This is a genomic window from Lentzea sp. NPDC036955 (genome assembly GCF_055608005.1).
On the sequence record NZ_JBVJRC010000007.1, the window covers coordinates 601199 to 626374 of the forward strand.

A 25176-nucleotide genomic window follows, 5' to 3' on the forward strand; every position below is an offset into this window, starting at 1 on the left:
CATGCGCGTGCTGATGTTGTCGTGGGAGTACCCGCCGGTGGTCGTCGGCGGGCTGGGCAGGCACGTCCACGCGCTCGCGACACAGCTGGCCGCGCAGGGGCACGAGGTCGTCGTGCTGTGCCGGCAACCGTCCGGCACCGACGCGGTCACGCACCCCACCGCGGACGTGGAGAGCGAGGGCGTGCGGCTCGTCCGGGTCGCCGAGGACCCCGCGCACCTGGTGTTCGAGAAGGACCTCGTGGCGTGGACGCTCGCGATGGGCCACGCGATGGTCCGCGCCGGGCTGGCGCTGGCACCGTGGCGACCGGACGTGGTGCACGCGCACGACTGGCTGGTCTCGCACCCGGCGGTCGCGCTCGCGGAGGCCCACGGCGTACCGCTGGTGGCCACGGTGCACGCGACCGAGGCGGGCCGGCACTCCGGCTGGCTCTCACACCCGCTGAACCAGCAGGTGCACTCGGTGGAGTGGTGGCTCGCGAACCGGGCCGACGCGCTGATCACGTGCTCGTCGGCGATGCGCCGGGAGGTGGCGCACCTGTTCGAAGTGGACACCGCGGACGTCTCCGTGCTGCACAACGGCATCGAGCCCGGCGGCTGGCGGGTGCGCCCGGCGGACGTCGGTGCGGCCCGGCGGCGGCACGCCCCGCACGGCGACCCGCTGCTGCTGTTCTTCGGCCGGATCGAGTGGGAGAAGGGCGTCCAGGACCTGATCGCCGCGCTGCCGCGGATCCGCAGGGCGTTCCGGGGCACGCGGGTCGTGGTGGCCGGTGGTGGTTCGCAGACGGAGTGGTTGCGGGAGCAGGCGCGCAAGCACCGGGTGCTGCGGGCGGTGGAGTTCGTGGGGCACCTGTCCGACCGGTCGCTCGCCGCGCTGCTCACCGCCGCGAACGCGGTCGTGCTGCCGTCGCGGTACGAGCCGTTCGGCATCGTGGCCCTGGAGGCGGCCGCCGCCGGGACACCGCTGGTGGCCTCGACGGCGGGCGGCCTGGGCGAGGTCGTGCTGGACGGGGTGACCGGGCTGTCGTTCGCGCCCGGTGACGTGGACGGGCTGGCCCGTGCGGTGCGCGCCGTGCTGTCGGACCCGGCGGCCGCCGCCACCCGTGCGCGCGCCGCCAAGGCACGGCTCGCAACGGACTTCAACTGGGCCACGATCGCGGCGGGCACGGCGGAGGTCTACGCGTCGGCCGTCGTGCGCGAGCCGCGGGTGCTGGGCCGCCCCAAGATCGCGACGGGAAATCTGTTCACCTAGCTCCAGTACAGTCCGCGGCCACGTGAACGAGAGGTGACCGGGGACTGAATGAGATACCAACGCTTCGTGGCACTCGGGGACAGCTGCACCGAGGGCCTGGACGACCTGCTGCCCGACGGCGCGTACCGCGGCTGGGCTGACCGGGTGGCGTCCGTGCTGGACGCGCCCGGTTTCCGCTACGCCAACCTCGGCGTGCGCGGACGCCGGCTCGACCAGATGCTCGCCGAACAGGTGCCGCTCGCCGCCGAGCTGTCACCGGACCTGCTCGTGCTCTTCGGCGGCGGCAACGACGTGATGTCCGGCGCGACCTGCGCCCAGATCGCCGACCGGGTCGACGCGGTGGTGTCCGCCGTGTCGTCGCTGGCGCCGACCGTCGCCGTGTTCACGTTGAGCGACATCTCGCACCGGATGCCGTTCGGCCGGCGCATGCGCCCGCGCATCGAGGCCCTGAACGCCGCGGTGCGCGCGGCGGCGGCCCGGTACGGCGTGCTGCTGGTGGACGTGTGGGCCGACGAGTGCGTCAACGACTCGCGCTACTTCGGCCCCGACCGCCTGCACCTGTCGTCGCTGGGCCACCGGCGGCTGGCCGGGCACCTGCTGTCCGCGCTGGACGTGCCGTTCGACCCGGCCTGGACGGCACCGCTGCCCGGCGCCGCGGCCGGCGCGTCGCTGTGGGACCACTGGCGGTGGCTGCGCGACCAGGTCCTCCCGGTCGCCTACTCGCGCTCGCGCAACAGGCTGATCGGCCGCCAGCCCGGCGACGGCTTCACGCCTAAGCGTCCGCAGCTTCTTCCGCTCGCCTAGCCAGCGCCTCCTGGGCCTTGCGCGCCATGTCGGCGACGTCGGCCCGGCGCTGCGCGTCCGCCTCGTAGTCGGCGCGCCGGTCCCGCACCACGCGGGCGGGCGCGCCGACCGCGATCTTGAAGTCCGGCACGTCCCCGCGCACCACCGCGTGCGCACCGAGCACGCACCCGCGCCCGACCCGCGTGCCGCGCAGCACCGTGACCTTGGCGCCGAGCCAGCAGTCCGGCCCGATCCGCACCGGCGACTTCACGATGCCCTGGTCCTTGATCGGCAAGGTGATGTCCTCGGTCTTGTGGTCGAAGTCGCAGATGTAGACCCAATCCGCGACTAGGCTGGACGCCCCGATCTCGACGTCGAGGTAGCAGTTGACCGTGTTGTCCTTGCCGAACACGACCTTGTCGCCGATCCGCAACGACCCCTCGTGGCACCGGATGGCGTTGCCGTCCCCGATGTGCACCCACCGCCCGATCTCCAGCCGCCCGTACCCCGGCCGCGCCATCACGTCGACGCGCTTGCCGAAGAACACCATGCCCCGCAGCACCACGTGCGGGTTGAGCAGCCGGAACCGGAGCAGCCGCCAGTACCGCACCAGGTACCAGGGCGTGTAGGCGCGGTGGCGCAGGACCCAGCGCAACGACGCCATCGTGAGGAAGCGCGCCTGCTGCGGATCCCGGCGCGACCTGGCCCACCTGGTCCACACGGGTGCGCCCCACATGCTCGTCATGCGGGCACTTTAACTTCGGCCGGCCTGAGCGGTGGAGCCGAGCCGTCGGGCAGGCTGGGGGCATGGCGATTCCTCTCATCATCGACACCGACCCCGGCGTGGACGACGCGTTCGCGATCGCGCTCGCCGCTCGCAGTCCCGAGGTCGAGCTGGTCGCCCTCACCACCGTGTTCGGCAACGTGTCGCTGGAGCACACCACGCGCAACGCCCAGCGGTTGCTGGCGCACCTGAGGCGGACGGACGTGCCCGTGGTCAGGGGTGCGGAAGGGCCGGGCGGGGCCGCGGACGTGCACGGTGCGGACGGGCTCGGCGGGCGGGCGCACACGTTGCCGGAGAACGACAGGGCGCTGCACGAGGGTGACGTCGTCGAGTTCTTCCGCGAGCACGTCACGGCCGAGACCGTGGTGGCGGCGATCGGGCCGCAGACCAACATCGCCAGGGCGATCGAGGCCGGGGTGGAGTTCCCGCGGCTGGTCGTCATGGGTGGCGGGCTGGGGCTGGGCAACACCACGGAACGGGCCGAGTTCAACTTCTGGGCCGACCCGGCGGCGGCGCGCACGGTGGTCCGCAGGGGCAACCCGGTCGTGGTGCCGCTCAACCTCACCCAGCGGTGCATCGCGGACCCGGCGTTCCTCGACGCGGTCGACCCGGTGCTCAGCGGGCTGACCGAGACCTACCGCGCCTACCTCGCCGGGCGGTCGGACTACGAGGGCATCCTCGTGCACGACGCCGTCGCGGTCGCCGAGGCGATCATCCCCGGCACGCTCACCCTCAAGACGCACCTGCTCGACGTCGACGACGAAGGCGCGCTGATCGGCGGAAAGCACCAGGTGGCGGTCGCGGAGGACACCGACTGGCCCGCGCTGAGGACGTTCATGGAGCAGCGGTTGTCCGTTTGACGACAGGTTCGTGTCGCTCTCTGGGGTTGAGCGGGCACGGAAAGTAGGGTCCGCGACCATGCAGCGAAGAGTCCTCACGGCAGCTGCGGTGGCGGTGGCCATGACGTTCGGAGTGGTCCCTGCCTCCGCTCAGCCCCAGGTTCAGGTGGTGCCGGACCCGGCAGCACACGTCAACCCGTTCATCGGCACGACCAACCTCGGGAACACCTTCCCCGGCGCGGTCGTGCCGTTCGGCATGTTCTCGTTCAGCCCGGAGGCCTCCCGCGGCAACACCCTGCGCGCCGCGGCCCCCGGCGGGTACCGGTACGACGCCACGAAGATCCGCGGGTTCAGCCTCACCCACATGTCCGGCACGGGCTGCGCGGGCGGCAGCGGGGACGTCCCGATCTTCCCGCACGTCGGCACCGTCACGACCTCGCCGACGACCGACGCCACGGACGCGGTGTACGCCAGCGAGTTCGCGCACGCCGACGAGGTGGCCAAGCCCGGCCGCTACGACGTGACGCTCAAGTCCGGCGCGAAGGCCGAGCTGTCCGCCACCGAACGCACCGGTGCCGCGCGGTTCACCTTCCCCGCCGGCAAGCCGGCCACGGTGCTGGTCAACACCTCCAAGTCGCAGGTCGGCTCCTCCGACGCGCAGACCGCGGTGGACCAGGAGAAGCGCACGATCACCGGCAGCGTCACGTCCGGCAACTTCTGCGGCTACATCAACCAGGCCGGCCGCCGCAGCTACTACACGCTGCACTTCGTGGCGGAGTTCGACCAGCCGTTCAAGGAGGTCGGCACGTACCAGGACAACGTTGTCACGCCCGGGAGCACCACCTCGAAGGGCGGCACGACGTACGGCACGAACGGCTGGCCGGTGCTGGGCAAGGGGTCCGGCGCGTACCTCGGCTTCGAGCCGGGCGCGCAGGTGAACGTCAAGGTCGGCATCTCCTACGTCAGCCTCGACAACGCCAGGGCGAACCTGCGGGCCGAGAACAAGGGCCAGTCCATCGAGGACATGCGGGACAACGCCTACATCGCGTGGCAGCAGCAGCTCAAGCGCATCGAGGTCGGCGGCGGCTCCGATGACGACCGCACGAAGTTCTACACCGCGCTCTACCACTCGTTGTTGCACCCCAACCTCTTCAGCGACGTCAACGGCGAGTACGCCGGCTTCGACGGCAAGGTGCACAAGGTCGACCGGCAGCGGCAGAAGGCCCAGTACGGCACGTTCTCCGGCTGGGACGTCTACCGCTCGCAGCTGCAGCTGCTGACCCTGCTGGAACCGCAGATCGGCTCGGACATCGCGCAGTCGCTGCTGAACCAGGCCGAGCAGAACGGTGGCGTCTGGGACCGCTGGACGCACGCCAGCGGTGGGACGCACGTGATGAACGGCGACCCCGCGCCGATCGCGCTCGCCGCGATCTCCGCGTTCGGCGGCCGGGGCTACGACCTGCGGGCCTCGCTCAAGTCGCTGGTCAAGGCGGCCACCGTGCCGACGCCGCTCGACCTGAGCAAGGACGGCTGGGCCGTGATGTCGGTCGGTCAGCGGCCGTCGCTCGACAAGTACCTGGAGCACGGGTACATGCCGTCCGTGTCGAACGCCTGGGGCGGTGCGGCGGAGACCCTGGAGATCTCCGCGGCCGACTTCGCGATCAGCCAGCTCGCCGAGCGCACGGGTGACCGCAGGACCGCGAAGACGTTCGCCGAGCGGTCCCAGTGGTGGCAGCACAACTTCGACCCGGTCGCGCACAGCACCGGCGGCTACGTCCGCAACCGCAACGCCGACGGCACGTGGGTCAAGGACTTCACGCCCGACACCGGCAACGGGTTCGTCGAGGGCAGCAGCGCCCAGTACACCTGGATGGTCACGCACAACGTGGCCGGGCTCGTGGAGTCGCTGGGCGGCGAGGACCGCGCGAACAAGCGGCTCGACGACTTCTTCCACAACGCCGACGGCAGCTGGGCGCTCACCGGCAAGGGCGGCGCGAAGTCCGAGCTGGACAACGAGCCGTCGGTGAACGTGCCGTGGCTCTACAACTACACCGGTCAGCCCGCGAAGACGCAGGAGACGTTGCGGGAGACCGTGAACACGCTGTGGAAGAACACCCCCGGCGGCATTCCCGGCAACGACGACCTCGGCGCCATGTCGTCGTGGTTCGTGTTCACCGCCATGGGCGTGTACCCGCAGGTGCCCTCGCGCGCCGAGCTGGTGCTGAGCAGCCCGCTGTTCACGTCGGTGAAGATCAACCGCGGTGGTGGCAGGGACATCACCATCACCGCACCCGGCGCGAGCACCGCGAACAAGTACGTGCAGTCGGTGAAGGTCAACGGCCGCACGGCGACCAAGACCTGGCTGCCGGAGTCGTTCGTCGAACGCGGCGGCAAGCTCGACTTCGTGCTCGGCGCCAAGCCGTCGTCCTGGGGCACCGGCGCGGCCGACGCGCCGCCGTCGTTCCGCGACGGCGAAGAACCGATCAAGCACGACCAGCCCTACTACCTGAGCGTCGAGCCGCAGCAGGTCGTCGTCACGCCGGGCGGAACCGTCACGGCGAAGGTCAACGCGGTCAAGCTCTACGACGGCGACCCGAAGGCGACCTACGCGATCACCGGCCCCGAGTCGCTGACGTTCACCCCGGCCACCGGCGCGGTGCCGTCGTCGTTCCAGGTGAGCGCCGCGGCCGGTACGGCGGAGGGCTTCTACGACTTCACCGTCACGGTGACCGTGGAGGGCGCCGCCAAGCCGGTCGTGCTGCCGATGACGGCGAAGGTCGCGCAGGAGGGCAGCATGCTCGCCGCGGTGAACAACGTCGGTGCCTCCGACGACGCCACCGGCGACGGCGACTTCGACGGCGGCGGCTACAGCTACTCGCGGCAGGCGCTGGCCACGGCGGGGCTCGTGCCCGGCCAGACCGGCACGGTCGACGGGCTCACGTTCACCTGGCCCGGCTCCCCCGCCGGCCGCCCGGACAACGTGACCGCGAACAAGCAGAAGCTCACGCTGTCCGGCACGAGGCTCGCGTTCCTCGGCTCGGCCGCCAACGGCGCCCGCACCCGCACCGCCACGGTGACGTTCACCGACGGCACCACGGCACCGGTCGAGATCGGGTTCAGCGACTGGACGCTGGGCGGCGGCGGGGCCACCCCGAGCTACGGCAACGTGGTCGTCGCCGCCACCCCGTACCGCAACCAGCTCGGCGGCGGCAACGAGAAGGTCGCCACGCACATCTTCGCGACGAAGACGTACACGGCCCCGGAAGGCAAGGTGCTGCAGGGCATCGTGCTGCCCGAGGACGGGGACCTGCACGTCTTCGCCGTGGCCACGGAGTGATCTGAGCCGGGGCTCAAGTCACCACCAATAGTGTTGGTCCGTGTTCACAGTTTCCGAACGTGACCGGTTGCGCGACGACCTCGTCAGCGCCGCCGACTCCGACCCGCGGGTGGTCGGGGCGGCGCTGACGGGGTCGTCCGCGCTGGGACGGGAAGACCGCTGGTCCGACCTCGACTTCGCCGTGTCCGTCGACCGCGACATGGACGCCGTGGTGGAGGACTGGACCGACCTGCTCTACGCGTGCGGCGCGGTCAGCCACCTCGACGTGCAGCACGGCGCCACCCTCTTCCGGGTCTTCCTGATGGCCACGACGCTGCAGGTGGACCTCGCGTTCTGGCCCTCGGCGGAGTTCGGGGCGTCCGGGCCCGCGTTCCGGTTGCTGTTCGGCGAGGTCAACGACATCCCGAAGGTGCGGCCACCCGACCGCGGCCAGCTCATCGGCCTGGCGTGGCTGCACGCGCTGCACGTTCGCGCGAGCCTCGCGCGGGGCCGGGTGTGGCAGGCGCTGCACCTCGTCAACACCATGCGCGACAACGTGATGTCGTTGCGGTGCCTGCGCCGGGGTCTTCCCGCCGCGCAGGGCCGCGGCCTCGACGACCTGTCCGACGCCGGCGAGTTCGGCGCCACCCTCGCGCGATCCACCGAGCCGGAGGAGCTGCTGCGGGCGTTCCGCGTGCTCAGCGGGCTGCTGATGCTGGAGATCGAGGACCCGCAGCTGGTGCGGACGGTGCGTGAGCTGACTCGCGCAGCAGCAGTGCGGCCGTGATCAGCACGAGCACGGCCGCCGAGCCGTGCACCGCGGCCGCGTAGGCGGCACTGCCGCCCGACGTGACCACCGAGAAGAAGTCGCCGATCGGGATGACCGCGTCCGCGAGCACCACCCAGCCGAGCGCCCGCCGCTGCCGCAGCACCAGCAGGATCAGCGCCGTCAACGCGTACGCCAGGTCGCGCACGCCCTTGACGACGTAGTAGCCGCTCGGGTCGGCGATGCCGAATCCCGCGGCGGCGCCGTGCCCGTTGAACAGGAAGTTCAGCCCGAACACGAAACCCGCCGCGACGACGAGCCACGCCATGGTCGTGGTCAACCGCATGACACCCTCCAGGATCTAGCACTGCTAGCAACACGAGCAACGCTAAATGAACACCGCTCGGTTGTCTAGCAGTGCTAGATTCTGGGTCGTGTCCGTCCAGCAGCGCCGGGAGCGCGAACGAGCAGAGCGGCACCAGCTGATCATCGACGCGGCCCGCGAGCTGGCCGAGTCGGACGGCTGGGACGCGGTGACGACGCGCCGGCTCGCCGAGAAGGTCGAGTACAGCCAGCCGGTGCTCTACAGCCACTTCAAGGGCAAGGACGCGATCGTGCGCGCGGTCGCGGTCGAGGGCTTCGCCGAGCTCGGCCGCCGGATGCGCGCCGCGCGCACCACCGCCGCCGCCACCAGCACCGCCCCGCTGCGCGCGCTCGCCGAGGCCTACCTGCGGTTCGCCGGGGAACGGCCCGCGCTCTACGACGCCATGTTCGTGCAGCGGATCGACATCGCGTTCGGCAGCGAGGAGACGCCGGCCGAGCTGCGCACGTCGTTCGGCGAGATCGTCGCCGCACTGGAACCCGTCGCAGGCGACCGCGACCTCGACGTGCTCGCCGAGGCGTTCTGGAGCGCCCTGCACGGCATCGCCACGCTGCGCCACGGGCAGCGGTTGCGCCCGGAGCTCGACGGGGACCGGCTGGACCTCGTGCTCGCCGCGTTCGCCCCGGCCTGATCCCGGCTCAGGTCCGCTCTGCCCGGCACAGCAGCATGACCGGCCTGGACCCGATCCTGGTCAGCACGACCGACGCCTCGTCGGGACCGCTGGGCTTGAGGCGCTTGCGCAGCGTGTTCGGGTCGACGTCGAGGCCGCGCACCAGGATCTCCACCCGGCCGATCCCGCGCGCCTTCAGCAGCGTCTTCAGCGCCTTCTCGGTGTAGTGCGCGTGGTCGAGCACGCGGAACGCCCTGATGCCCGGCGGCGGTTCCGGCCCGCTGAGGTAGGCGATGCGCTCGTCGAGCTGGTGCAGGCCGTGCCGGGCCGCGTAGTGCCGCACCAGGCCCGCGCGCACGACGGCGCCGTCCGGGTCGACGAGCCACTCGCCGGGCGGGGCGACCGGGCAGTCGTCGGGTTCGGCGTCGGTGAGCGTCCACACCTCCGTGCCGTGCAGGACCGTGGCGCGGCGGGACACCCCCGGCGTGGCCAGGCCCCTGGTCCACAGGCAGGCCTCGCGGACGGACCCGTCCAGCGACACCAGCTCGACCTCGTCGGCCCACGGCGCGACCGCGAAGTCGATGCCGGGCGCGCACTTCACCGCCAGGTCGACGTGCGCGTACACCTCGGCCAGCTCGTCGAGCGGTGGCAGGAAGTCCTGGGGATGCCACCGGCGGCGGCCGGCGGAGTCGCGGCGGGCCGGGTCGGCGGTGACCGCGGTGGCCCTGGAGACCGGCCGCAGCGCGTCGGCCCTGACCACGAGCGCACCGGGGACGTTGTGACGGGCCATGGCGAGCCGGACCGGGTCGAGGTCGGAGCCGAGGCAACGGGCGGCGACCTCGTGCAGCGCCCCCAGGTCAGCGCCGACCGAGCACGTCACGTCGTGGACGTCCCGGCCGCGGAAGCGTTCCGCCCGGTGCCGCGCGACCGGGGAGGCGGTCGCCTGCTGGAGCGCGTCGTCGGTGAACAGCCAGTCGCGCGCACCGTCCAGTTTGGACCGGGCGCGGCGGCGCAGCAGCACCGTCTCGACCACGGGGGCGAAGCCGTCGCCGAGCAGCCTGCGGGCGGCACCGACGTCGTGCAGGCGGGAGGCGTCGGTGAACGGCAGCGCGTCCACCTCGGCGAGAGCGGCGGTTCCGGCGGCAGAGCGCAGGAACGCCACGTCGGCCGAGGTGAACGCGTACCCCAACGCCCTACTGCGACTTCCTGCCGGCGATCGACACGTTGTAGAACACCTCGCGCGGCAGCACCTTCGAGAGCACGTTCTGGTCGAGCCAGGAGAGGTTCTGCCAGGTGCGGTAGGCGAACATCGCCCAGCCGAACCCGAGCTTCTCGCGCGGCACCGCGGCCTCGAACGTGCGCACCGGCCAGCCGAACAACGCCGCCGACAGCTCGTCGGTGACGGCGCGGACACCGACGGCACCGGCGCGCCGGGCCGTGGCCTCCAGCTGGTCGGGGTCGAACGTGTGCAGGTCGACGACCGCTTCCAGCGCGGCGGCGCGGGAGGACTCGTCGAGCTCCTCCTGCGGGCGGCGCCAGTCGTTCAGCACCGGCACGGCCTTGGTGATGGTGGTGGTGAGCCACCACGTCGCCTGGCCGAGCCTGCGGGCGTAGAAGTTGCCGATGTTCGTCGGGTCGCCCGCGAACACGAACTTGCCGCCGGGCTTGAGCACCCGCAGCACCTCGCGCATGGCCGCCTCCACATCGGGGATGTGGTGCAGCACCGCGTGGCCGACGACGAGGTCGAACGTGTCGTCGTCGTACGGGATGCGCTCGGCGTCGGCGACCCGGCCGTCGACGTCGAGGCCCAGGTGCTCGGCGTTGCGCAGCGCGACCTCGACCATGCCGGGCGACAGGTCGGTGACCGAACCCTTCTCGACCACCCCGCCCTGCATGAGGTTCAGCAGGAAGAAGCCGGTGCCGCAGCCCAGCTCCAGCGCGTGCCCGTACGGTCCGGCGTCACCGGCGGCGGCGCGGAAGCGCTCGGTCGCGTAGGTGATGCAGCGCTCGTCGTAGGAGATCGACCACTTCTCGTCGTACGTGCCCGCCTCCCAGTCGTGGTAGAGCACCTGGGCGAGCTTGGTGTCCTGGTAGGCCGCCTCGACCTGTTCCTCGGTCGCGTGCGGGTTGGGTGCCGGGTCAGTTGCCACTGAACTTCGCCTTCCCGGGGCCGTTCTCGATGAACGACTCCACACCGGCCTTCTTGTCCTCGGTCGCGAACAGCGCCGCGAAGAGGTGGCTCTCCAGCTTGAGACCGGACTCGAGGTCCGTGTCGAGGCCGCCGTCGACGGCGGCCTTGGTGGCGGCCAGCGCGAGCACCGGGCCACCGACGAACTGCTTGGCCCACCGCACGGCGGCCGCGTACACGTCGTCGGGCGCGACGACCTCGTCGACCATGCCGATCTCCAGCGCCTCCTGGGCGCCGACGAACCGGCCGGTGTAGAGCAGGTCCTTGGTCTTCGCGGGGCCGATCAGCCGGGCGAGGCGCTGCGTGCCGCCACCGCCGGGGATCAGGCCGAGCAGGATCTCGGGCTGGCCGAGCTTGGCGTTGTCACCCGCGATGCGCCGGTCGCAGCCGAGCGCGACCTCGAACCCGCCGCCGAGCGCGTAGCCGGTGATGGCCGCGACCGTCGGCTTGGGCACCGTGGCCAGCGCGCCGAGTGCGTCGGACAGGCCCTTGGCCCGCAGCGTCATCTCGGCGTGGGAGATCTTCGCGAACTCCTTGACGTCCGCGCCGGCCGCGAAGACCTTCTCGCCGCCGTAGACGATCACCGCGTAGACGTCTGACCGCTCGGAGGCCTCCTTCGCGGCGGCCTGGAGCTCGGTCTGCACCTGCCGGTTCAGGGCGTTCATCGGCGGCCGCTCCAGACGGATCGTGCCGATCCCGTCCTCGACCTCGAGCCTCACGAACTCAGCCACTACGGCGCCTCCATCAGTTGTCGCGACAGCGGTGTCACGTTACCCGGCAGTAGTCGCGAGTTCGCGCCGGTCGTCCGGCTGACCGCCGGTGCCGGATTCGGCGGAGCCCAATTCGGTGCCGGTGATCGGCCGGATGACCGGCTTCCCGGCGAACTCGCCGCCGTCTGCGGAGCAGCGGCCGACAAGCACAGTAGGCGTTAGCTCTTCCTGCGGGCGAAGAAGCGGTCCCCGGACTTCTGCAGCTCCAGGTCCTGGCCGAACGTCTTCGAGAGGTTCTCCTCGGTGAGGGTGTCCTCCAGCAGCCCCTGCGCCACGATCGAGCCCTCGCGCAGCAGCAGGGCGTGGGTGAAGCCCGGCGGGATCTCCTCGACGTGGTGCGTGACCAGCACCATCGCGGGCGCGTCCGGGTCGAGCGCGAGCTCGGAGAGCTTCGCCACGAGGTCCTCGCGGCCGCCCAGGTCGAGGCCCGCGGCGGGCTCGTCGAGCAGCAGCATCTCGGGGTCGGTCATCAGCGCGCGGGCGATCAGCGTGCGCTTGCGCTCGCCCTCGCTCAGCGTGCCGTAGAGGCGGTCGGCGAGGTGTGCCATGCCGAGCGTGCCGAGCAGCTCGCGGGCCCGGTCGGTGTCCTGCTTGCCGTACTCCTCGCGCCAGCGGCCGAGGACCGCGTAGCCGGCGGAGACGACGAGGTCGACGACCGACTCGTCCGGCGGGATGCGGCCGCCGAGCGCCGCCGAGCACAGCCCGATCCTGGGCTTGAGCTCCTGCACGTCGGTCTTGCCGAGGCGTTCACCCAGGAGGTGGACCTTGCCCTTGGTCGGGTGCAGGTCGGCGCTGGAGAGCCTCAGCAGGGTGGTCTTGCCGGCGCCGTTCGGGCCCAGCACCACCCAGCGCTCGTCCAGCTCCACGCTCCAGTCGATGTTGCCGACCAGCGTGTTCTTGCCTCGGCGGACCGACACGCCCGCCATGTGCACGACCAGATCTGTCACGTCGACGTCCGCCACGCCCCCATTGTTCCGAACGGCCTCCGACCGACCACTCATCGGGGTGCACCTCACACCGGGCACGACCGCTGCGCCGCCTGTGTGAAGTCTCAAGTTTTTTGTCGGTGGCGGATGCCAAGATCGGAGGCATGGCTACGCGACCGGAGTCCGAGGTGCTGGCAGGCCGACCGTTCCCGCTGGGGGCACACGCCGAGGCGGGCGGTGTCCGGTTCGCGGTGACCTCGCACGTCGCCGACGCGGTGGAGGTCTGCCTGATCGGTGAGGACGGCGCGGAGAAACGGGTCGAGCTGACCGAGCGGACGTTCGGCGTCTGGCACGGCCTGGTGCCCGGCGTCACACCCGGCCAGCGCTACGGCTACCGGGTGCACGGCCCCTACGACACCGGCAGGGGGCTGCGCTGCAACCCGGCGAAGCTGCTGGTCGACCCGTACGCCCGGCAGATCACCGGCGCGGTCACCGACCTGGGCAGGGCGCTGGGCTACGTCGGCGACCCCATGCACGGCCCGCCGTCGGCGGAGGACTCGCTGGGCAGCGTCCCGCTGAGCGTCGTCAGCTCGCCGGGCGGCGCGAACACCGGGACCAAGCCCGAGGTGCCGTTCGAGGAGGCGGTGATCTACGAGCTGCACGTCAAGGGCTTCACGAAGAGCCACCCGGACATCCCGGAGCGGCTGCGCGGCACCTACCTCGGCCTCGCGCACCCGGCCGCGGTCGAGCACCTGACCAGGCTGGGCGTCACGACCGTCGAACTGCTGCCGGTCCAGGCGTTCCAGGACGAGCCCTCGCTGATCAGCCGCGGGGCCCGCAACTACTGGGGCTACTCGCCGCTGGCGTACTGCGCGCCGCACCCGGCGTACGCGAGCGAGCCGGGCAACGAGGTGCAGGAGTTCCGCACGATGGTCGCGGCGCTGCACGCGGCGAACATCGAGGTGCTGATCGACGTCGTCTACAACCACACCTGCGAGGGCGGCCCGGACGGCCCGACGCTGTCGTTCCGCGGGTTCGACGCGCCCGGCTACTACCTGCACGCCGGCGGCGGCAGCACGGTCGACATCACCGGCTGCGGCAACACGCTCGACGCCGGTTCCCCGCAGGTCGTCCGCCTCGTCACCGACTCGCTGCGGTACTGGGCGGAGGAGATGGGCGTGGACGGGTTCCGGTTCGACCTCGCCTCGACGATGGGCCGTCCCGGCGGCGGGTTCTTCGACCGCGACTCGGCCCTGCTGACCGCGATCACCACGGACCCGGTGCTGTGCCGCGCGAAGCTGATCGCCGAGCCGTGGGACGCGACCGGCGACGGCTACCGGGTGGGCGACTTCGGCATGCAGTGGGCGGAGTGGAACGGCCGCTACCGCGACACCGTGCGCGACTTCTGGCGCGGGCACACGTCGGTGCGCGACCTCGCCTACCGCCTGTCCGGCTCGTCCGACCTCTACGCCGACGACCTGCGCCGCCCGTGGCAGTCGATCAACTTCATCACCGCCCACGACGGTTTCACGCTGCGGGACCTGGTGTCCTACAACGACAAGCACAACGAGGAGAACGGCGAGGAGAACCGGGACGGCACGAACGACAACCGGTCGTGGAACTGCGGCGCCGAGGGCGGGACGACCGACCGGGACGTCCTCGCGCTCCGGGCGAAGCAGGCCCGCAACCTGCTCGCCACGCTGCTGCTGTCCACCGGCACGCCGATGATGGTGGCGGGCGACGAGATGTGGCGCACCCAGGGCGGCAACAACAACGCGTACTGCCTGGACAACCGCGTCTCGTGGGTCGACTGGACCAGGACGGACGCGGGTGAGGCGCTGCTGGGGTTCACGCAGCGGCTGATCGACCTGCGCTCGTCCTCGCCCGCGCTGCGGCAGCCGGAGTTCTTCGAGGGCCGCACGACCCCGAGCGGCAACCCGGACCTGGTGTGGTTCCGGCCGGACGGCCAGGAGATGGCCGAGACCGACTGGTTCGACGAGAGCCGCCGCACCCTCGGCATGTTCGTCGACGGCTCGAACTGCCTGTCCCGCACCCGCGACGGCGAGCTGGTGTCGGACGACTCGTGGCTGCTGCTGATGCACTCGGGCGCGGAGGCGATCACGGTGACGCTGCCGCACGAGCGGTACGGGCCGTCGTACGAGCCGTTCCTGGACACGACGACCCCGGACGGCTCGCCGGCGGACACCTCGGCGCTGCTGCCGCGCACGAAGCTGACGATGGAGGCGCGGTCGTTGCTGTTGCTGCGGCTGCCGCGCTGACCGGCAGCTCGGAGGCAGTTCCGGTGACCAGCCCGTGGACGCTGTGGCGGCCTTCGAGGCAATCGTGGCACCATCACGGTCGTGCTGGTCCACTACTGGTCTGACCGCACGATCGACCTCGTCCTGGTGGCGTCGTGCGGGTGTAGCTCGACGCGACGCGCGCGCTGAACGACGGCCGCCGTCGCGTCTTGATCGCTACCCCGTACCGACGTGGCCTTCAGGAGCGAGCCGGTGACTTCCACCCTTTCCGAGTACGACCTGCACCCCGTCCTGGACACCCAGCTGCTGCGTGACGTGATCCACCCGTCGCGGTCGCTGTGGACCCCGCGCGAGCTGCGCGACCTGACCTCGTTCGTGGCGAGCGAGCTGACCACGGGCCTGCTCCAGGTCCTGGAGTACTCGGCCGAACGCCGCTGGTGGGCGCGTCTGGGCCTGACCGAGGGCGTCGAGCTGTGGCTGCTGTCGTGGTTGCCCGGCCAGGGCACCGAACCGCACGACCACGGCGGGTCCGCGGGCTCGTTCACCGTGCTGACCGGCCGGCTGCACGAGGACTACCGCTACCCGGCCGGCCCGGTCCGCTCCGCCGTGCGCACGACCGGCGACGCGCTGGGCTTCGGCTCCGGCCGCGCCCACCAGGTGACGAACCCCTTCGACACCCCCGCGGCCACCGTGCACGCCTACTCACCGCCCCTCGTGCCCACGCGCGAGTACGCGTCGCTGCTCGACATCCCCGACCAGATCCCACCCCTGCCCGCACAACGGCTGCCGCTGTCCGAGCTGCGCCGGCTGGCCGACCTGGAGGGCCCGTGAGCAACGTCGACGCCTACCTCGAAGCCGCCCGCGCCCACCTCACCCGCCTCACCCCGCAGGAGGTGCACGCCCTGCCGGACGCGCTGGTCGTCGACATCCGGCCGCTGCCCAACCGGCTCGCCGAGGGCGAGATCGAGAACTCCGTGGTGGTCGAGCGGATCGTGCTGGAGTGGCGGCTCGACCCGACCGGCGACTGGCGGCTGCCCGGGTTCACCGCCGACACCACGGTCGTCGTGGTCTGCAACGAGGGCTACTCGTCGTCGCTGGCGGCGCGGGACCTGCAACGGATCGGGCTGCCGAACGCGACGGACCTCGTGGGCGGGTACCGGGCGTGGCGGGCGGCGGGACTGCCGGTGCGGGAGGGCGGGACGCAGGCGGTGGCGTGAGGCCGGGGAACCGGGGCTGGTGCGCCGAAGCCGGTGGTCCGGGAACGGCGCTCCGAGGCGCGCCGACGGCCGGCCGGTCCCCCACATCGGCCCGAGCCGGGAACCGCGAGCCCGCCGAGTAGCGTCTGCGAACCGTGACAGTTGTGCGCTGGGCCCTCGCGGCCCTGGTCGTGGCGGGCACGATCGCGTGGGACCCGTCGGCCTGGTACCTGGGGCTCGCGGGGGCGGTGACCGGGTTGCTGCTGGAGCTGAGCGTGGTGCAGGCGGGGCTGGCGCTCGGCGCCGTCCTCTTCGGACTGCGGCTCACCCACGTGACGATCGGCGTGGGCAGCGAGGTGAGGTCGTGGACGAGCAACGACCGCCGGGTCGTGCTGCGGTCGGTGCCGCTGCTCGCGTCGTTGAGCTTCACCGGGGTGAAGCCGGGGGTGCGGCGCCGGACCGTGCTGGCAGGGGTCACCGCGATCGTGGTGACCGCGCTGTTCGTTGCGGTGACGTGGCTGCTCACCGGCTGGGCGTTCGGCAAGGGCATGGCGCTCGCCTCGACGGCGCTGCTCGCGGTGCAGCTGTGGCCGCTCGAGAAGCCGGGGCACACGAGCCTGGGGTGGTTCGTGTTCCGGTTGCCGAAGGTCAGCGGGCGGCCGCTCGACGAGATGGAGGCGCGCCCACTGGTGGGGGCGGGGATGGACGCCTACCACCGCGGTGACGTCGAGGCGGCGGAGCGGATCTACGAGGAGGCGGTCGCGCGGTACCCGCACCTGCTGACCGTGGTCGGGCTCAAGGTCGTCACGGCGTGCGCGCGGGAGAAGTACCTCGACGCGTTGCAGACGGTGGTCGGGTTGAGCTCGCGCTCGGACCTCTCCCAGCGGGAGCTCGCGTTCGTCATGGCCACGGCCGCGGGGGTGGCGGCGCAGGCCGTGGAGTCCGGGCAGTTCCCGCGCGAGATCGGGCTGGAGACGGCGAAGAACATGCTGGTCAACGCCTACGAGGCGGGGTACCCGAAGCACCGGGCCCACGGGACGCTGGCGCTGATCGCGTTGATCGAGGGGCAGAACGCGGAGGCGCGCAAGCTCGCGACGTGGGCCGCGGAGAACAGCGAGCAGGCGCTGGGGCGGGCGGACGACCTGGTCACGGTCGCGCGGGCGTGGATGGCGGACGGCGACAACGCGAAGGCGCGTGCGTTCGTGGCCGAGGCGCACGAGCTCGCCGGCTGGTACCCGCGGGTCGCGGCGACCCGCGCCCGGCTGGAGATCAGCTGACCCACCGGTGGGAAGGGCCCGCCACCGACACCGTGACGGGCCCTTCCCACCCCGCGCCGGATCAGCCCTGCCCGACCGGCAGCGGCGCGCCCGACATCGCGGGCATGCCACCGGACGGCTTCGGCAGGCCGCACTTCGCGAGCAGGTCCTCGGCGTCCTTCAGCACGCCCTTCAGCAGCTCGGTCAGCTGGGCGGCGTCGGGCTGGGCTCCGGCGGCCGCACCCAGCACCGTGCCGCCGAGACCGGCGACGGACGAGATCAGGTTCAGCACGGCCGCCACGCACTGGTCGGCGGGTCCCTCGTAGGTCTTCGCGGTGACCGGCGCGGGCACGCTCGGCGCGCTGACCGGTGGTGCCGGCAGACATCCCGCGTCCTGCATCGCCGTCAGGACGGCGAGCACGTCACCGACCAGCGGTGTCAGCGCGGCCACGTCGGGGGTCGGGACGAGGCTGGCGACGGCCTTCTTGAGCTTCGCCGCCAGGTCGGAGACGAGGTCGGCGCAGGCGGCGGGCGGTTCCGGCGCGGCGGTCGTGACGGAGGCAGCCGGAACCGTGGAGGCGGCGAACAGAGCTGCGGCGAGCGAGAGCGCGGTAATCGTCTTCTTCACGGCTACCTTCTTCCTCAAATGCGCAATCAGGTGGGGCCGCGCCGGAAAGTTCCGTCGGAATTCGGCTGCGGTTCGTCCGATGCGATCGAGCGTAAGTCGGTCCACCGACCCCTACCAGCGGGGATCGTGAAATCACCCGCCGGAAAAGGGCGTCATCCGGATGAGGGAGACGTGCCTGGGCGAGATGCGCCTGAACCAGGTCACGAGCAGTGACCGGGCACGGTGAAAATGAACAAATCAGGGCATCCAGCCCGCCGGAAGAAGGCGAGCTGGATGCCCTGCGTCGATCGGGCTGAGCGGTCAGCCGGCCAGGACCACGCGTCCCAGCTCCGCGGGCGAGGCCAGCAGGCCGTGCCGGGGCAGCACGCGGACGGTGTAGCCCAGCGCACCGGCGTGCGGCAGCGGCACCTCGGCCTCGTAGTTGCCGTTGCCCGCGTAGTTCATCGGCGCGGTGACGACGTCCTTCAGCTCGTCCGAGTCGTGGGTGAGCTTGCCGAGCACCACCTGGACGTCCACTTCGGACGGTTCCAGGCCGGCCAGCTCGACGCGGGCGCGCACCACGACCGGCGACCCGAGCACCGGCACCGACGACCCGGCGATCACCAGGTCGCTGTCGAGCACCCGCACCCGCGTCCACGAGGCGCGCAGCCGGTGCCGGTACGCCGACAGCTCCTTCGCGCCGCGGAAGCCCTCACCGACGACGTTCTGGGCGGACGCGGCGGCCGGCGCGTAGTACGTCTCCACGTACTCGCGGACCATGCGCGAGGCCTGCACGACCGGGCCGAGCGAGGCCAGCGTGTGCCGGACCATCGACATCCACCGCAGCGGGACGCCGTCCTCGTTGCGGTCGTAGAACAGCGGCGCGACCTGCGAGCCGAGCAGCTCGTAGAGCGCGTTGGCCTCCAGGTCGTCGCGCCGGATCGGGTCGTTGACGCCGTCCGCGGTCGGGATGGCCCAGCCGTTGGAGCCGTCGTAGAGCTCGTCCCACCAGCCGTCGCGGATGGACAGGTTGAGCCCGCCGTTCAGCGCGGCCTTCATGCCGGACGTGCCGCACGCCTCCAGCGGGCGCATCGGGTTGTTCAGCCACACGTCGCAGCCCCAGTACAGGTAGCGGGCCATCGACATGTCGTAGTCGGGCAGGAACACGATCCGGTGGCGCACGCCCGCGTCGTCGGCGTAGCGCACGATCTGCTGGATCAGGGCCTTGCCGCCGTCGTCGGCCGGGTGCGACTTGCCCGCCACCACGAGCTGCACGGGCCGTTCGGGGTGCAGCAGCAGCGACCGCAGCCGCTCCGGGTCGCGCAGCATCAGCGTGAGGCGCTTGTAGGTCGGCACGCGGCGGGCGAACCCGACGGTGAGCACACCGGGGTCGAACACGCCGTCGGTCCAGCCCAGCTCCAGGGCGGAGGCGCCGCGCTGCAGCCACGACTCGCGCAGCCGCCTGCGCACCTCGTCGACGAGCCGGCCGCGCAGCGTCGAGCGCAGCTCCCACAGGCCCGCGTCGGTGACCGGCTCGAACGCGCCGAGACCGATGCCGCTGGTCTGCGTGTCCGCCTCGGAGGCGCCGAGCAGGCGGCTCATCTCCGCCGCCGCCCAGGTCGGGCCGTGCACGCCGTTCGTGACCGAACCGATCGGCACCTCGGTGGCGTCGAAGCTCGGCCAGAGGCCGCGGAACATGTCCCGGCTGACCTCGCCGTGCAGTTTCGACACGCCGTTGGCGCGCTGGGCCAGGCGCAGGCCCATGTGCGCCATGTTGAACATGCCGGGGTTGTCCTCGGCGCCGAGCGCGAGGATGCGCTGGGTGTTCACGCCGGGCACGAGCTGCTCGGACCCGAAGTAGTGCTGGACCAGGTCGACCGGGAAGCGGTCGATGCCCGCGGGCACGGGGGTGTGCGTGGTGAACACGGCACCGGCGCGCGCCGCGGTCAGCGCCTGGTCGAAGTCGAGGCCGTCGTTGGTGATGTACTCGCGGATCCGCTCCAGGCCGAGGAAGCCCGCGTGGCCCTCGTTCGTGTGGAACACCTCGGGCTGCGCGTGCCCGGTGAGCTCGCAGAACGTGCGGACCGCGCGGACCCCGCCGATGCCGGCCAGGATCTCCTGGCGGATGCGGTGGTTCTGGTCGCCGCCGTAGAGCCGGTCGGTGACACCGCGCAGGTCCTCGTCGTTCTGCTCCACGTCGGAGTCGAGCAGCAGCAGCGGCACCCGGCCGACCTGGGCCTTCCAGATCTTCGCGCGCAGCACCCGGTCACCGGGCATGGCGACGTGCACGAGCAGCGGCAGGCCGGACGGCTCGGTGAGCAGCTCCAGCGGCAGGCCGCGCGGGTCGAGCGACGGGTAGTGCTCCTGCTGCCAGCCGTCGAGCGACAGCGACTGGCGGAAGTAGCCGGAGCGGTACAGCAGGCCGACCGCGATCAGCGGGACGCCCAGGTCGGAGGCCGCCTTCAGGTGGTCGCCGGCGAGGATGCCGAGACCGCCCGAGTAGTTCGGCAGCGCCTCGTGCACGCCGAACTCCATCGAGAAGTACGCGACCGAGGTGGGCAACGGGGTGTCGGTGCCGCCGCCGTGCTCCCTGCGCCCGGCGATCTCGTCCTGGCGGCGCTGGTACCAGCGCGGACCGTTGACGTAGCGGTCGAGGTCGGACGCCAGCGCGTGCACCTTCAGGAGGAACTGCTCATCTCTCGCAAGTGTCTCCAGCCGTCCCGCGTCGGCGGCGCCGACAGCGGACAGCAGGCGCAACGGGTCGCCACCGACCTCGGACCAGACCCGGGAGTCGATCGAGGAGAAGAGTTCCTGCGTCGGCGGGTGCCACGTCCAGCGCAGGTTGGTGGCGAGCGTGCTCAGCGCGGACAGGGGCTCCGGCAGACTGGCGCGGACGGTGAACCGGCGAAGTGCTCGCATGACGAGGCAACTTACCCGGCACCCCCGCGGCACTGACAACGTTCCCGGTCACACGCCCGGCGGACTACGGGTGGTCGCGGCTCGCGATCAGCGGCCTGTCCCCGTCACCGGCGACGGTCAGGGTGTGCTCCTCGGTCTTGGTCTTGTCCCCCTCGGCCTCGGTGAGCTTGAGCGTCACCGTCACCGAGAAGCCGTCGTCGTTCGCCTCGACCAGCGGCGTGCCCTGCAGCGCGACCTTGCTGAACGCCTTCCAGTAGTCCTGGTAGTCCGCTGCCCTCGGCGCGCTCTCCTTCGTGAAGTCCTTGATCGCGGCGTCGGTGTTGCCGGGCAGCTTGCCGTAGTGCTGCTGCACGAACTGCGTGACCTGCGCCTTGCTGAACTTCGGGCCGCTCGGCTTGGACGCGGTGGTGGTCGGCGCGGTGGTGTAGGTCGGCGCCGGCGGCTTCTGGGTCGGCTGCGGCTGGGTGGTGGTCGGCTCGTCACCGGCGGTCGGCCTGGTCGGCTCGACCTCCTGCGACGTCGAGGGACCGGGGTCGGCCGTCCGCTGGTCGTCGCCCGTGCCCTGGATGATCGCGTAGGCGACGCCCGCGACCAGCAGGACGGCGAGCACCGAGGCGGCCACCGCGAGGCCGCGGTTGCGCTTCGGCTCCGGTTCCTGGTCGGGCTCGCGGGGCGGCCGGGTGGGCGGGCCGGGCGGGCCCGCGGGCACGGCCTGGCGGGCCGTGGGGGGCCGGGACGCGGCCCCGTACGTGCCGGTGCCCGGTCCCTGGCGCGGCGGCAGCGACGGCGGGCCGGACTGGCGCAGCGTGCCGCCGGGAGGCGTGCCGGGCGGCAGGACGGCGGTGCCACCGGGCGGCGTGCCCGCACCGGGCGGGATGAACGTCGTGGCCGGCACCTGCTGGCCCGCGGCGACGGCCCTGAGCGCCTCGGCGGCCTGCGCGGCGGTCGGGCGCTGGTGCGGCTCGTTGGCGAGCAGGCGGGTGAGCAGCGGCGTGAGCGGGCCGGAGCGCATCGGCGGCCGGGTCTCGCCGCGGGCGACCTTGTAGAGCAGGCCGAGGTCGTTCGTGCTCTTGCCGAACGGCGGTTCGCCCTCGGTCATCGCGTAGATCGTCGCGCCGAGCGAGAACACGTCCGACGGCGGCGCGGGCTCGGAGCCGCGGGCGAGCTCCGGCGCGAGGTAGGCGGGCGTGCCCGCGAGCATCCCGGTCTTCGTCACGGCCACGTCGCCCAGGGCGCGGGAGATGCCGAAGTCGGTGATCTTGACGGCGCCGTCGCGTCCAATGAGGACGTTGCCGGGCTTGATGTCGCGGTGCACGATGCCGGCCTCGTGCGCGGCGGCCAGCGCCCCGGCGGCCAGCGAGCCGATCCTGGCCGCCTCCTGCACGGGCATGGTGCCGCGCTCGCTCAGCAGCGCCGACAGGTTGCGCGACGGCAGGTACTCCATGACCAGGCAGGGCTTGCCGTCCTCGACCACGACGTCGTACACGGCGATCGCGTTCGGGTGCTGCAGGCGGGCGGCGATGCGGCCCTCGCGCATGGCCCGCTGGACGGCCTCGTGGAACTCGTCCGGCTGCACCTCGGTGAGGAGCAGCTGCTTGACGGCCACGTCGCGGTGCAGCAGCTCGTCGCGGGCACGCCACACGACGCCCATCGCACCCGCACCGAGCTGGTCGAGCAGGACGTACCGGTCGCCAACCTTGTTCACGCGGGCACGGTACCCGTAACACCCCGGTGACCCGGTGGGTATCACGAGAACGGTCCACTGGAGAGGTTCGAGGCGCCGGAGGCCGGCCGGGAGACCTCGGACACGGTCCGTGTTCGAGGTGTGCGATCGGCGGCAGCGGGGTACGGATCTACTTGGGGTAACCCGCTGACAGGGCGTTTGACCGAACAAGGCAAGATTCGCAGGCATCGCGGAGATCCACGGCGGAAGGGCGCTGCCGATGAGTGGACGGCTCGGTATCGACGACGTATCCCCGGTGGTGTCGGCTGGTAGGTATCCAGCCAAAGCCGTTGTGGGAGAACACATTCCGGTCCAGGCGACAGTCTGGCGCGAGGGGCACGACAAGCTCGCGGCCACAGTGACGTGGAGGGGACCGAACGACCGAGTCGCTCGTCAGACCCGCATGCACGAGGTGGGAACCGGGCTCGACCGGTGGGGAGCGACCATCGTTCCCGACGCCGAGGGCGCGTGGACCTTCCGGGTCGATGCGTGGAGTGACCCCTGGGGCACCTGGAACCACACCGTCGAGGTGAAGATCGCCGCCGGCCAGGGGGCCGGCGAACTCGCGAACGACCTCGAAATCGGCGCTCTCCTGCTCGATCGGGTGGCAAGGCGCCCCGATCGGAGGCAGGACCGAGCACTCCTCATGAACGCGGCCGCGGCGCTGCGCGACGACGAACGGCCGCTGGCCGAACGGGTGGCCCCGGCGCTGGCCGGTGACGTGCAGAAGGTGATGTTCGAGCACCCGGTGCGCGAGCTGATCACCAAGGGCAAGCCGCACAAGGTCTGGTGCGACCGGAAGAAGGCCGCGTACGGCTCCTGGTACGAGTTCTTCCCACGCAGCACCGGCGGGATCGACGAGACCGGCCAGGCGGTGCACGGCACGTTCGCCACGGCGACCAAGGAGCTCGACCGGGTCGCGGCCATGGGCTTCGACGTCGTCTACTTCCCGCCGATCCACCCGATCGGCCGGGTGAACCGGAAGGGCCCCAACAACACGCTCGTCGCGGGTCCCGAGGACACCGGCTCGCCCTGGGCGATCGGTGCCGACGAGGGCGGTCACGACGCGATCCACCCGCAGCTGGGCACCATCGAGGACTTCGACGCGCTGGTCGCACGCGCGCACGAGCTCGGCTTGGAGGTGGCGCTGGACTTCGCGCTGCAGTGCGCGCCGGACCACCCGTGGGTGCTCAAGCACCCGGAGTGGTTCACGACCAGGCCCGACGGCACGATCGCGTACGCGGAGAACCCGCCGAAGAAGTACCAGGACATCTACCCGATCAACTTCGACCTCGACCCGCAGGGCCTCTACCACGAGGTGCTGCGCGTGGTCCTGTACTGGGCAGAGCACGGGGTGCGGATCTTCCGGGTCGACAACCCGCACACCAAGCCGCCGGACTTCTGGCAGTGGCTGATCTGGAAGGTCAAGGAGGTCTACCCGGACACGCTGTTCCTGTCCGAGGCCTTCACCCGGCCCGCCCGCCTCTACGGGCTGGCCAAGCTCGGCTTCACGCAGTCCTACACCTACTTCACGTGGCGGACGAGCAAGCAGGAGCTGATCGAGTTCGGCGAGGACCTCCGCGCCCACTGGGACGAGGCGCGGCCGAACCTCTTCGTCAACACGCCGGACATCCTGCACGAGTCGCTGCAGCACGGCGGCCCCGGCATGTTCGGCCTGCGTGCGGCACTGGCGGCGACGCTCTCCCCCACGTGGGGCGTGTACAGCGGCTACGAGCTGTTCGAGCACGAGGCGGTCAAGCCCGGCAGCGAGGAGTACCTCAACTCCGAGAAGTACCAGCTGCGGCCACGCGACTACGCCCGTGCACTGGCGGACGGGCGTTCTCTCGAACCGTGGTTGCGCAAGCTGAACCACATCCGCAAGGCGCACCCCGCGCTGCAGCAGATGCGCACGTTGAAGTTCCAAGAGCTGGACAACGACGCCCTGGTCGCGTTCAGCAAGCGCGACCCCGGGACCGGTGACACCGTCGTGGTGGTCGTGAGCCTCGACCCGAACAACGCGCAGGAGGGGACGCTGTACCTCGACCTGCCCGACCTCGGGTTCGACTGGCACGAGCGGGTGATCGCGCACGACGAGGTCACGGGCGAGACCTGGGACTGGGGACAGGCGAACTACGTCCGCCTCGAGCCGTGGCGTGCGACCGCGCACGTCGTGAGCCTCCAACGACGTTTTTCCTAGAGCGCGCGCAAGCCGCTCCACCGCACAACCCCCGACGAGGTGGGCATCATGGTCGACGACCCGCGTCCCGACGCTGCACTCGGGCTGGAAGGAACACCGCACACCGGAGAAGCCATCGACGACGCCGGTTTCCTGGTCGAGCCGCAGGCCGAGGACTTCAAGTCCGCACGGCAGGCGAAGCCGAACCCGGACTGGTACAAGGGCGCCGTCTTCTACGAGGTCCTGGTCCGGGCGTTCAGCGACTCCAACGGCGACGGGACCGGTGACCTCCGCGGGCTCGCGTCGCGGCTCGACTACCTGGAGTGGCTGGGCGTCGACTGCCTGTGGTTGCCGCCGTTCTACGCCTCGCCGTTGCGTGACGGCGGGTACGACATCAGCGACTTCCGTGCGGTGCTGCCGGAGTTCGG

The 25176-nt window shown here is 71.6% G+C and carries 21 protein-coding genes; 12 read left to right on the forward strand and 9 right to left on the reverse strand.

What is annotated here, in order from left to right:
* Position 1 precedes the first annotated feature (1 nt).
* Both ACZ7CF_RS26615 and ACZ7CF_RS26620 read left to right on the forward strand, forming a co-directional pair.
* Positions 2–1249 carry a glycosyltransferase family 4 protein gene (locus ACZ7CF_RS26615; RefSeq protein WP_470370832.1) on the forward strand — a complete coding sequence of 416 codons (1248 nt, stop codon included), beginning with the start codon at positions 2–4 and terminating at the stop codon, positions 1247–1249.
* A 48-nt stretch (positions 1250–1297) separates the two neighbouring features.
* A complete protein-coding gene (locus tag ACZ7CF_RS26620; protein ID WP_360391382.1) occupies positions 1298–2053 on the forward strand; it encodes an SGNH/GDSL hydrolase family protein in 756 nt (251 codons plus the stop codon).
* Here the strand turns inward: ACZ7CF_RS26620 and ACZ7CF_RS26625 are convergent.
* The gene (locus tag ACZ7CF_RS26625) at positions 2022–2777 is read right to left on the reverse strand and encodes an acyltransferase (RefSeq protein ID WP_360391385.1); all 756 of its coding nucleotides are present in this window, start codon (positions 2775–2777) and stop codon (positions 2022–2024) included. The genes ACZ7CF_RS26620 and ACZ7CF_RS26625 overlap by 32 nt on opposite strands.
* Positions 2778–2839: 62 nt before the next feature.
* Between ACZ7CF_RS26625 and ACZ7CF_RS26630 the strand changes: the two genes are divergently transcribed.
* Genes ACZ7CF_RS26630 through ACZ7CF_RS26640 form a run of 3 tightly spaced genes read left to right on the forward strand, consistent with a single transcriptional unit; the run spans position 2840 to position 7758 of the window.
* A complete protein-coding gene (locus ACZ7CF_RS26630; protein ID WP_470370833.1) occupies positions 2840–3676 on the forward strand; it encodes a nucleoside hydrolase in 837 nt (278 codons plus the stop codon).
* Positions 3677–3734: 58 nt separating this feature from the next.
* Positions 3735–6992: a GH92 family glycosyl hydrolase gene (locus ACZ7CF_RS26635; RefSeq protein ID WP_470370834.1), complete on the forward strand. Its 3258-nt coding sequence runs from the start codon at positions 3735–3737 to the stop codon at positions 6990–6992.
* 40 nt (positions 6993–7032) lie between these two features.
* Positions 7033–7758 (forward strand): nucleotidyltransferase domain-containing protein, encoded by a 726-nt coding sequence (locus ACZ7CF_RS26640; RefSeq protein WP_470370835.1) that lies wholly within the window; start codon positions 7033–7035, stop codon positions 7756–7758.
* Here ACZ7CF_RS26640 and ACZ7CF_RS26645 read toward each other — a convergent pair.
* Complete coding sequence (locus ACZ7CF_RS26645) at positions 7670–8083, reverse strand: DUF4267 domain-containing protein (RefSeq protein ID WP_458430537.1); 414 nt, start codon at positions 8081–8083, stop codon at positions 7670–7672. The two genes, ACZ7CF_RS26640 and ACZ7CF_RS26645, sit on opposite strands and share 89 nt — an antisense overlap.
* 88 nt (positions 8084–8171) lie before the next feature.
* On the opposite strand from ACZ7CF_RS26645, the gene ACZ7CF_RS26650 reads away from it, so the two are divergent.
* On the forward strand, positions 8172–8750 hold the full coding sequence (locus ACZ7CF_RS26650) for a TetR/AcrR family transcriptional regulator (RefSeq protein WP_470370836.1): 579 nt from the start codon (positions 8172–8174) through the stop codon (positions 8748–8750).
* Between the two features lie 7 nt (positions 8751–8757).
* Here the strand turns inward: ACZ7CF_RS26650 and ACZ7CF_RS26655 are convergent, their stop codons facing one another.
* The 4 genes from ACZ7CF_RS26655 to ACZ7CF_RS26670 all read right to left on the reverse strand — a co-directional run bounded on the left by ACZ7CF_RS26655 (position 8758) and on the right by ACZ7CF_RS26670 (position 12688).
* The gene (locus ACZ7CF_RS26655; protein WP_360391408.1) at positions 8758–9918 is read right to left on the reverse strand and encodes a THUMP-like domain-containing protein; all 1161 of its coding nucleotides are present in this window, start codon (positions 9916–9918) and stop codon (positions 8758–8760) included.
* Between the two features lie 4 nt (positions 9919–9922).
* Entirely contained in the window at positions 9923–10879 is a 957-nt protein-coding gene (locus ACZ7CF_RS26660) for a class I SAM-dependent methyltransferase (RefSeq protein ID WP_470370837.1), read from the reverse strand.
* Positions 10869–11648, reverse strand: a complete 780-nt coding sequence (locus ACZ7CF_RS26665) for an enoyl-CoA hydratase/isomerase family protein (protein WP_360391414.1) — start codon at positions 11646–11648, stop codon at positions 10869–10871. The genes ACZ7CF_RS26660 and ACZ7CF_RS26665 overlap by 11 nt, the downstream gene beginning before the upstream one ends.
* 197 nt (positions 11649–11845) lie before the next feature.
* Positions 11846–12688 (reverse strand): ABC transporter ATP-binding protein, encoded by an 843-nt coding sequence (locus ACZ7CF_RS26670; RefSeq protein ID WP_470370838.1) that lies wholly within the window; start codon positions 12686–12688, stop codon positions 11846–11848.
* Positions 12689–12777: 89 nt separating this feature from the next.
* Between ACZ7CF_RS26670 and glgX the strand changes: the two genes are divergently transcribed.
* The 4 genes from glgX (at position 12778) to ACZ7CF_RS26690 (ending at position 17344) form a co-directional block, all read left to right on the forward strand.
* Positions 12778–14892, forward strand: coding sequence for a glycogen debranching protein GlgX (gene glgX / locus ACZ7CF_RS26675; protein WP_470370839.1), 2115 nt, complete (start codon positions 12778–12780; stop codon positions 14890–14892).
* A 231-nt stretch (positions 14893–15123) separates the two neighbouring features.
* Positions 15124–15702 carry a cysteine dioxygenase gene (locus ACZ7CF_RS26680; protein ID WP_360391420.1) on the forward strand — a complete coding sequence of 193 codons (579 nt, stop codon included), beginning with the start codon at positions 15124–15126 and terminating at the stop codon, positions 15700–15702.
* On the forward strand, positions 15699–16088 hold the full coding sequence (locus ACZ7CF_RS26685) for a rhodanese-like domain-containing protein (protein ID WP_458430531.1): 390 nt from the start codon (positions 15699–15701) through the stop codon (positions 16086–16088). Before ACZ7CF_RS26680 ends, ACZ7CF_RS26685 begins: the two co-directional genes overlap by 4 nt.
* 134 nt (positions 16089–16222) lie before the next feature.
* Positions 16223–17344, forward strand: coding sequence for a hypothetical protein (locus tag ACZ7CF_RS26690; RefSeq protein ID WP_360391425.1), 1122 nt, complete (start codon positions 16223–16225; stop codon positions 17342–17344).
* Positions 17345–17405: 61 nt separating this feature from the next.
* On the opposite strand, the gene ACZ7CF_RS26695 is transcribed toward ACZ7CF_RS26690, so the two are convergent.
* The 3 genes from ACZ7CF_RS26695 to ACZ7CF_RS26705 all read right to left on the reverse strand — a co-directional run bounded on the left by ACZ7CF_RS26695 (position 17406) and on the right by ACZ7CF_RS26705 (position 22554).
* The gene (locus ACZ7CF_RS26695; protein ID WP_470370840.1) at positions 17406–17951 is read right to left on the reverse strand and encodes a hypothetical protein; all 546 of its coding nucleotides are present in this window, start codon (positions 17949–17951) and stop codon (positions 17406–17408) included.
* A 300-nt stretch (positions 17952–18251) separates the two neighbouring features.
* On the reverse strand, positions 18252–20849 hold the full coding sequence (gene glgP / locus ACZ7CF_RS26700; RefSeq protein WP_360391430.1) for an alpha-glucan family phosphorylase: 2598 nt from the start codon (positions 20847–20849) through the stop codon (positions 18252–18254).
* A gap of 64 nt (positions 20850–20913) precedes the next feature.
* Positions 20914–22554, reverse strand: coding sequence for a serine/threonine-protein kinase (locus ACZ7CF_RS26705; protein WP_470370841.1), 1641 nt, complete (start codon positions 22552–22554; stop codon positions 20914–20916).
* A 238-nt stretch (positions 22555–22792) separates the two neighbouring features.
* On the opposite strand from ACZ7CF_RS26705, the gene ACZ7CF_RS26710 reads away from it, so the two are divergent.
* Both ACZ7CF_RS26710 and ACZ7CF_RS26715 read left to right on the forward strand, forming a co-directional pair.
* Positions 22793–24769, forward strand: a complete 1977-nt coding sequence (locus ACZ7CF_RS26710; RefSeq protein ID WP_470370842.1) for an alpha-1,4-glucan--maltose-1-phosphate maltosyltransferase — start codon at positions 22793–22795, stop codon at positions 24767–24769.
* 48 nt (positions 24770–24817) lie between these two features.
* A partial coding sequence (locus ACZ7CF_RS26715; RefSeq protein ID WP_470370843.1) for an alpha-amylase family glycosyl hydrolase occupies positions 24818–25176 on the forward strand: 359 nt, incomplete at its 3' end.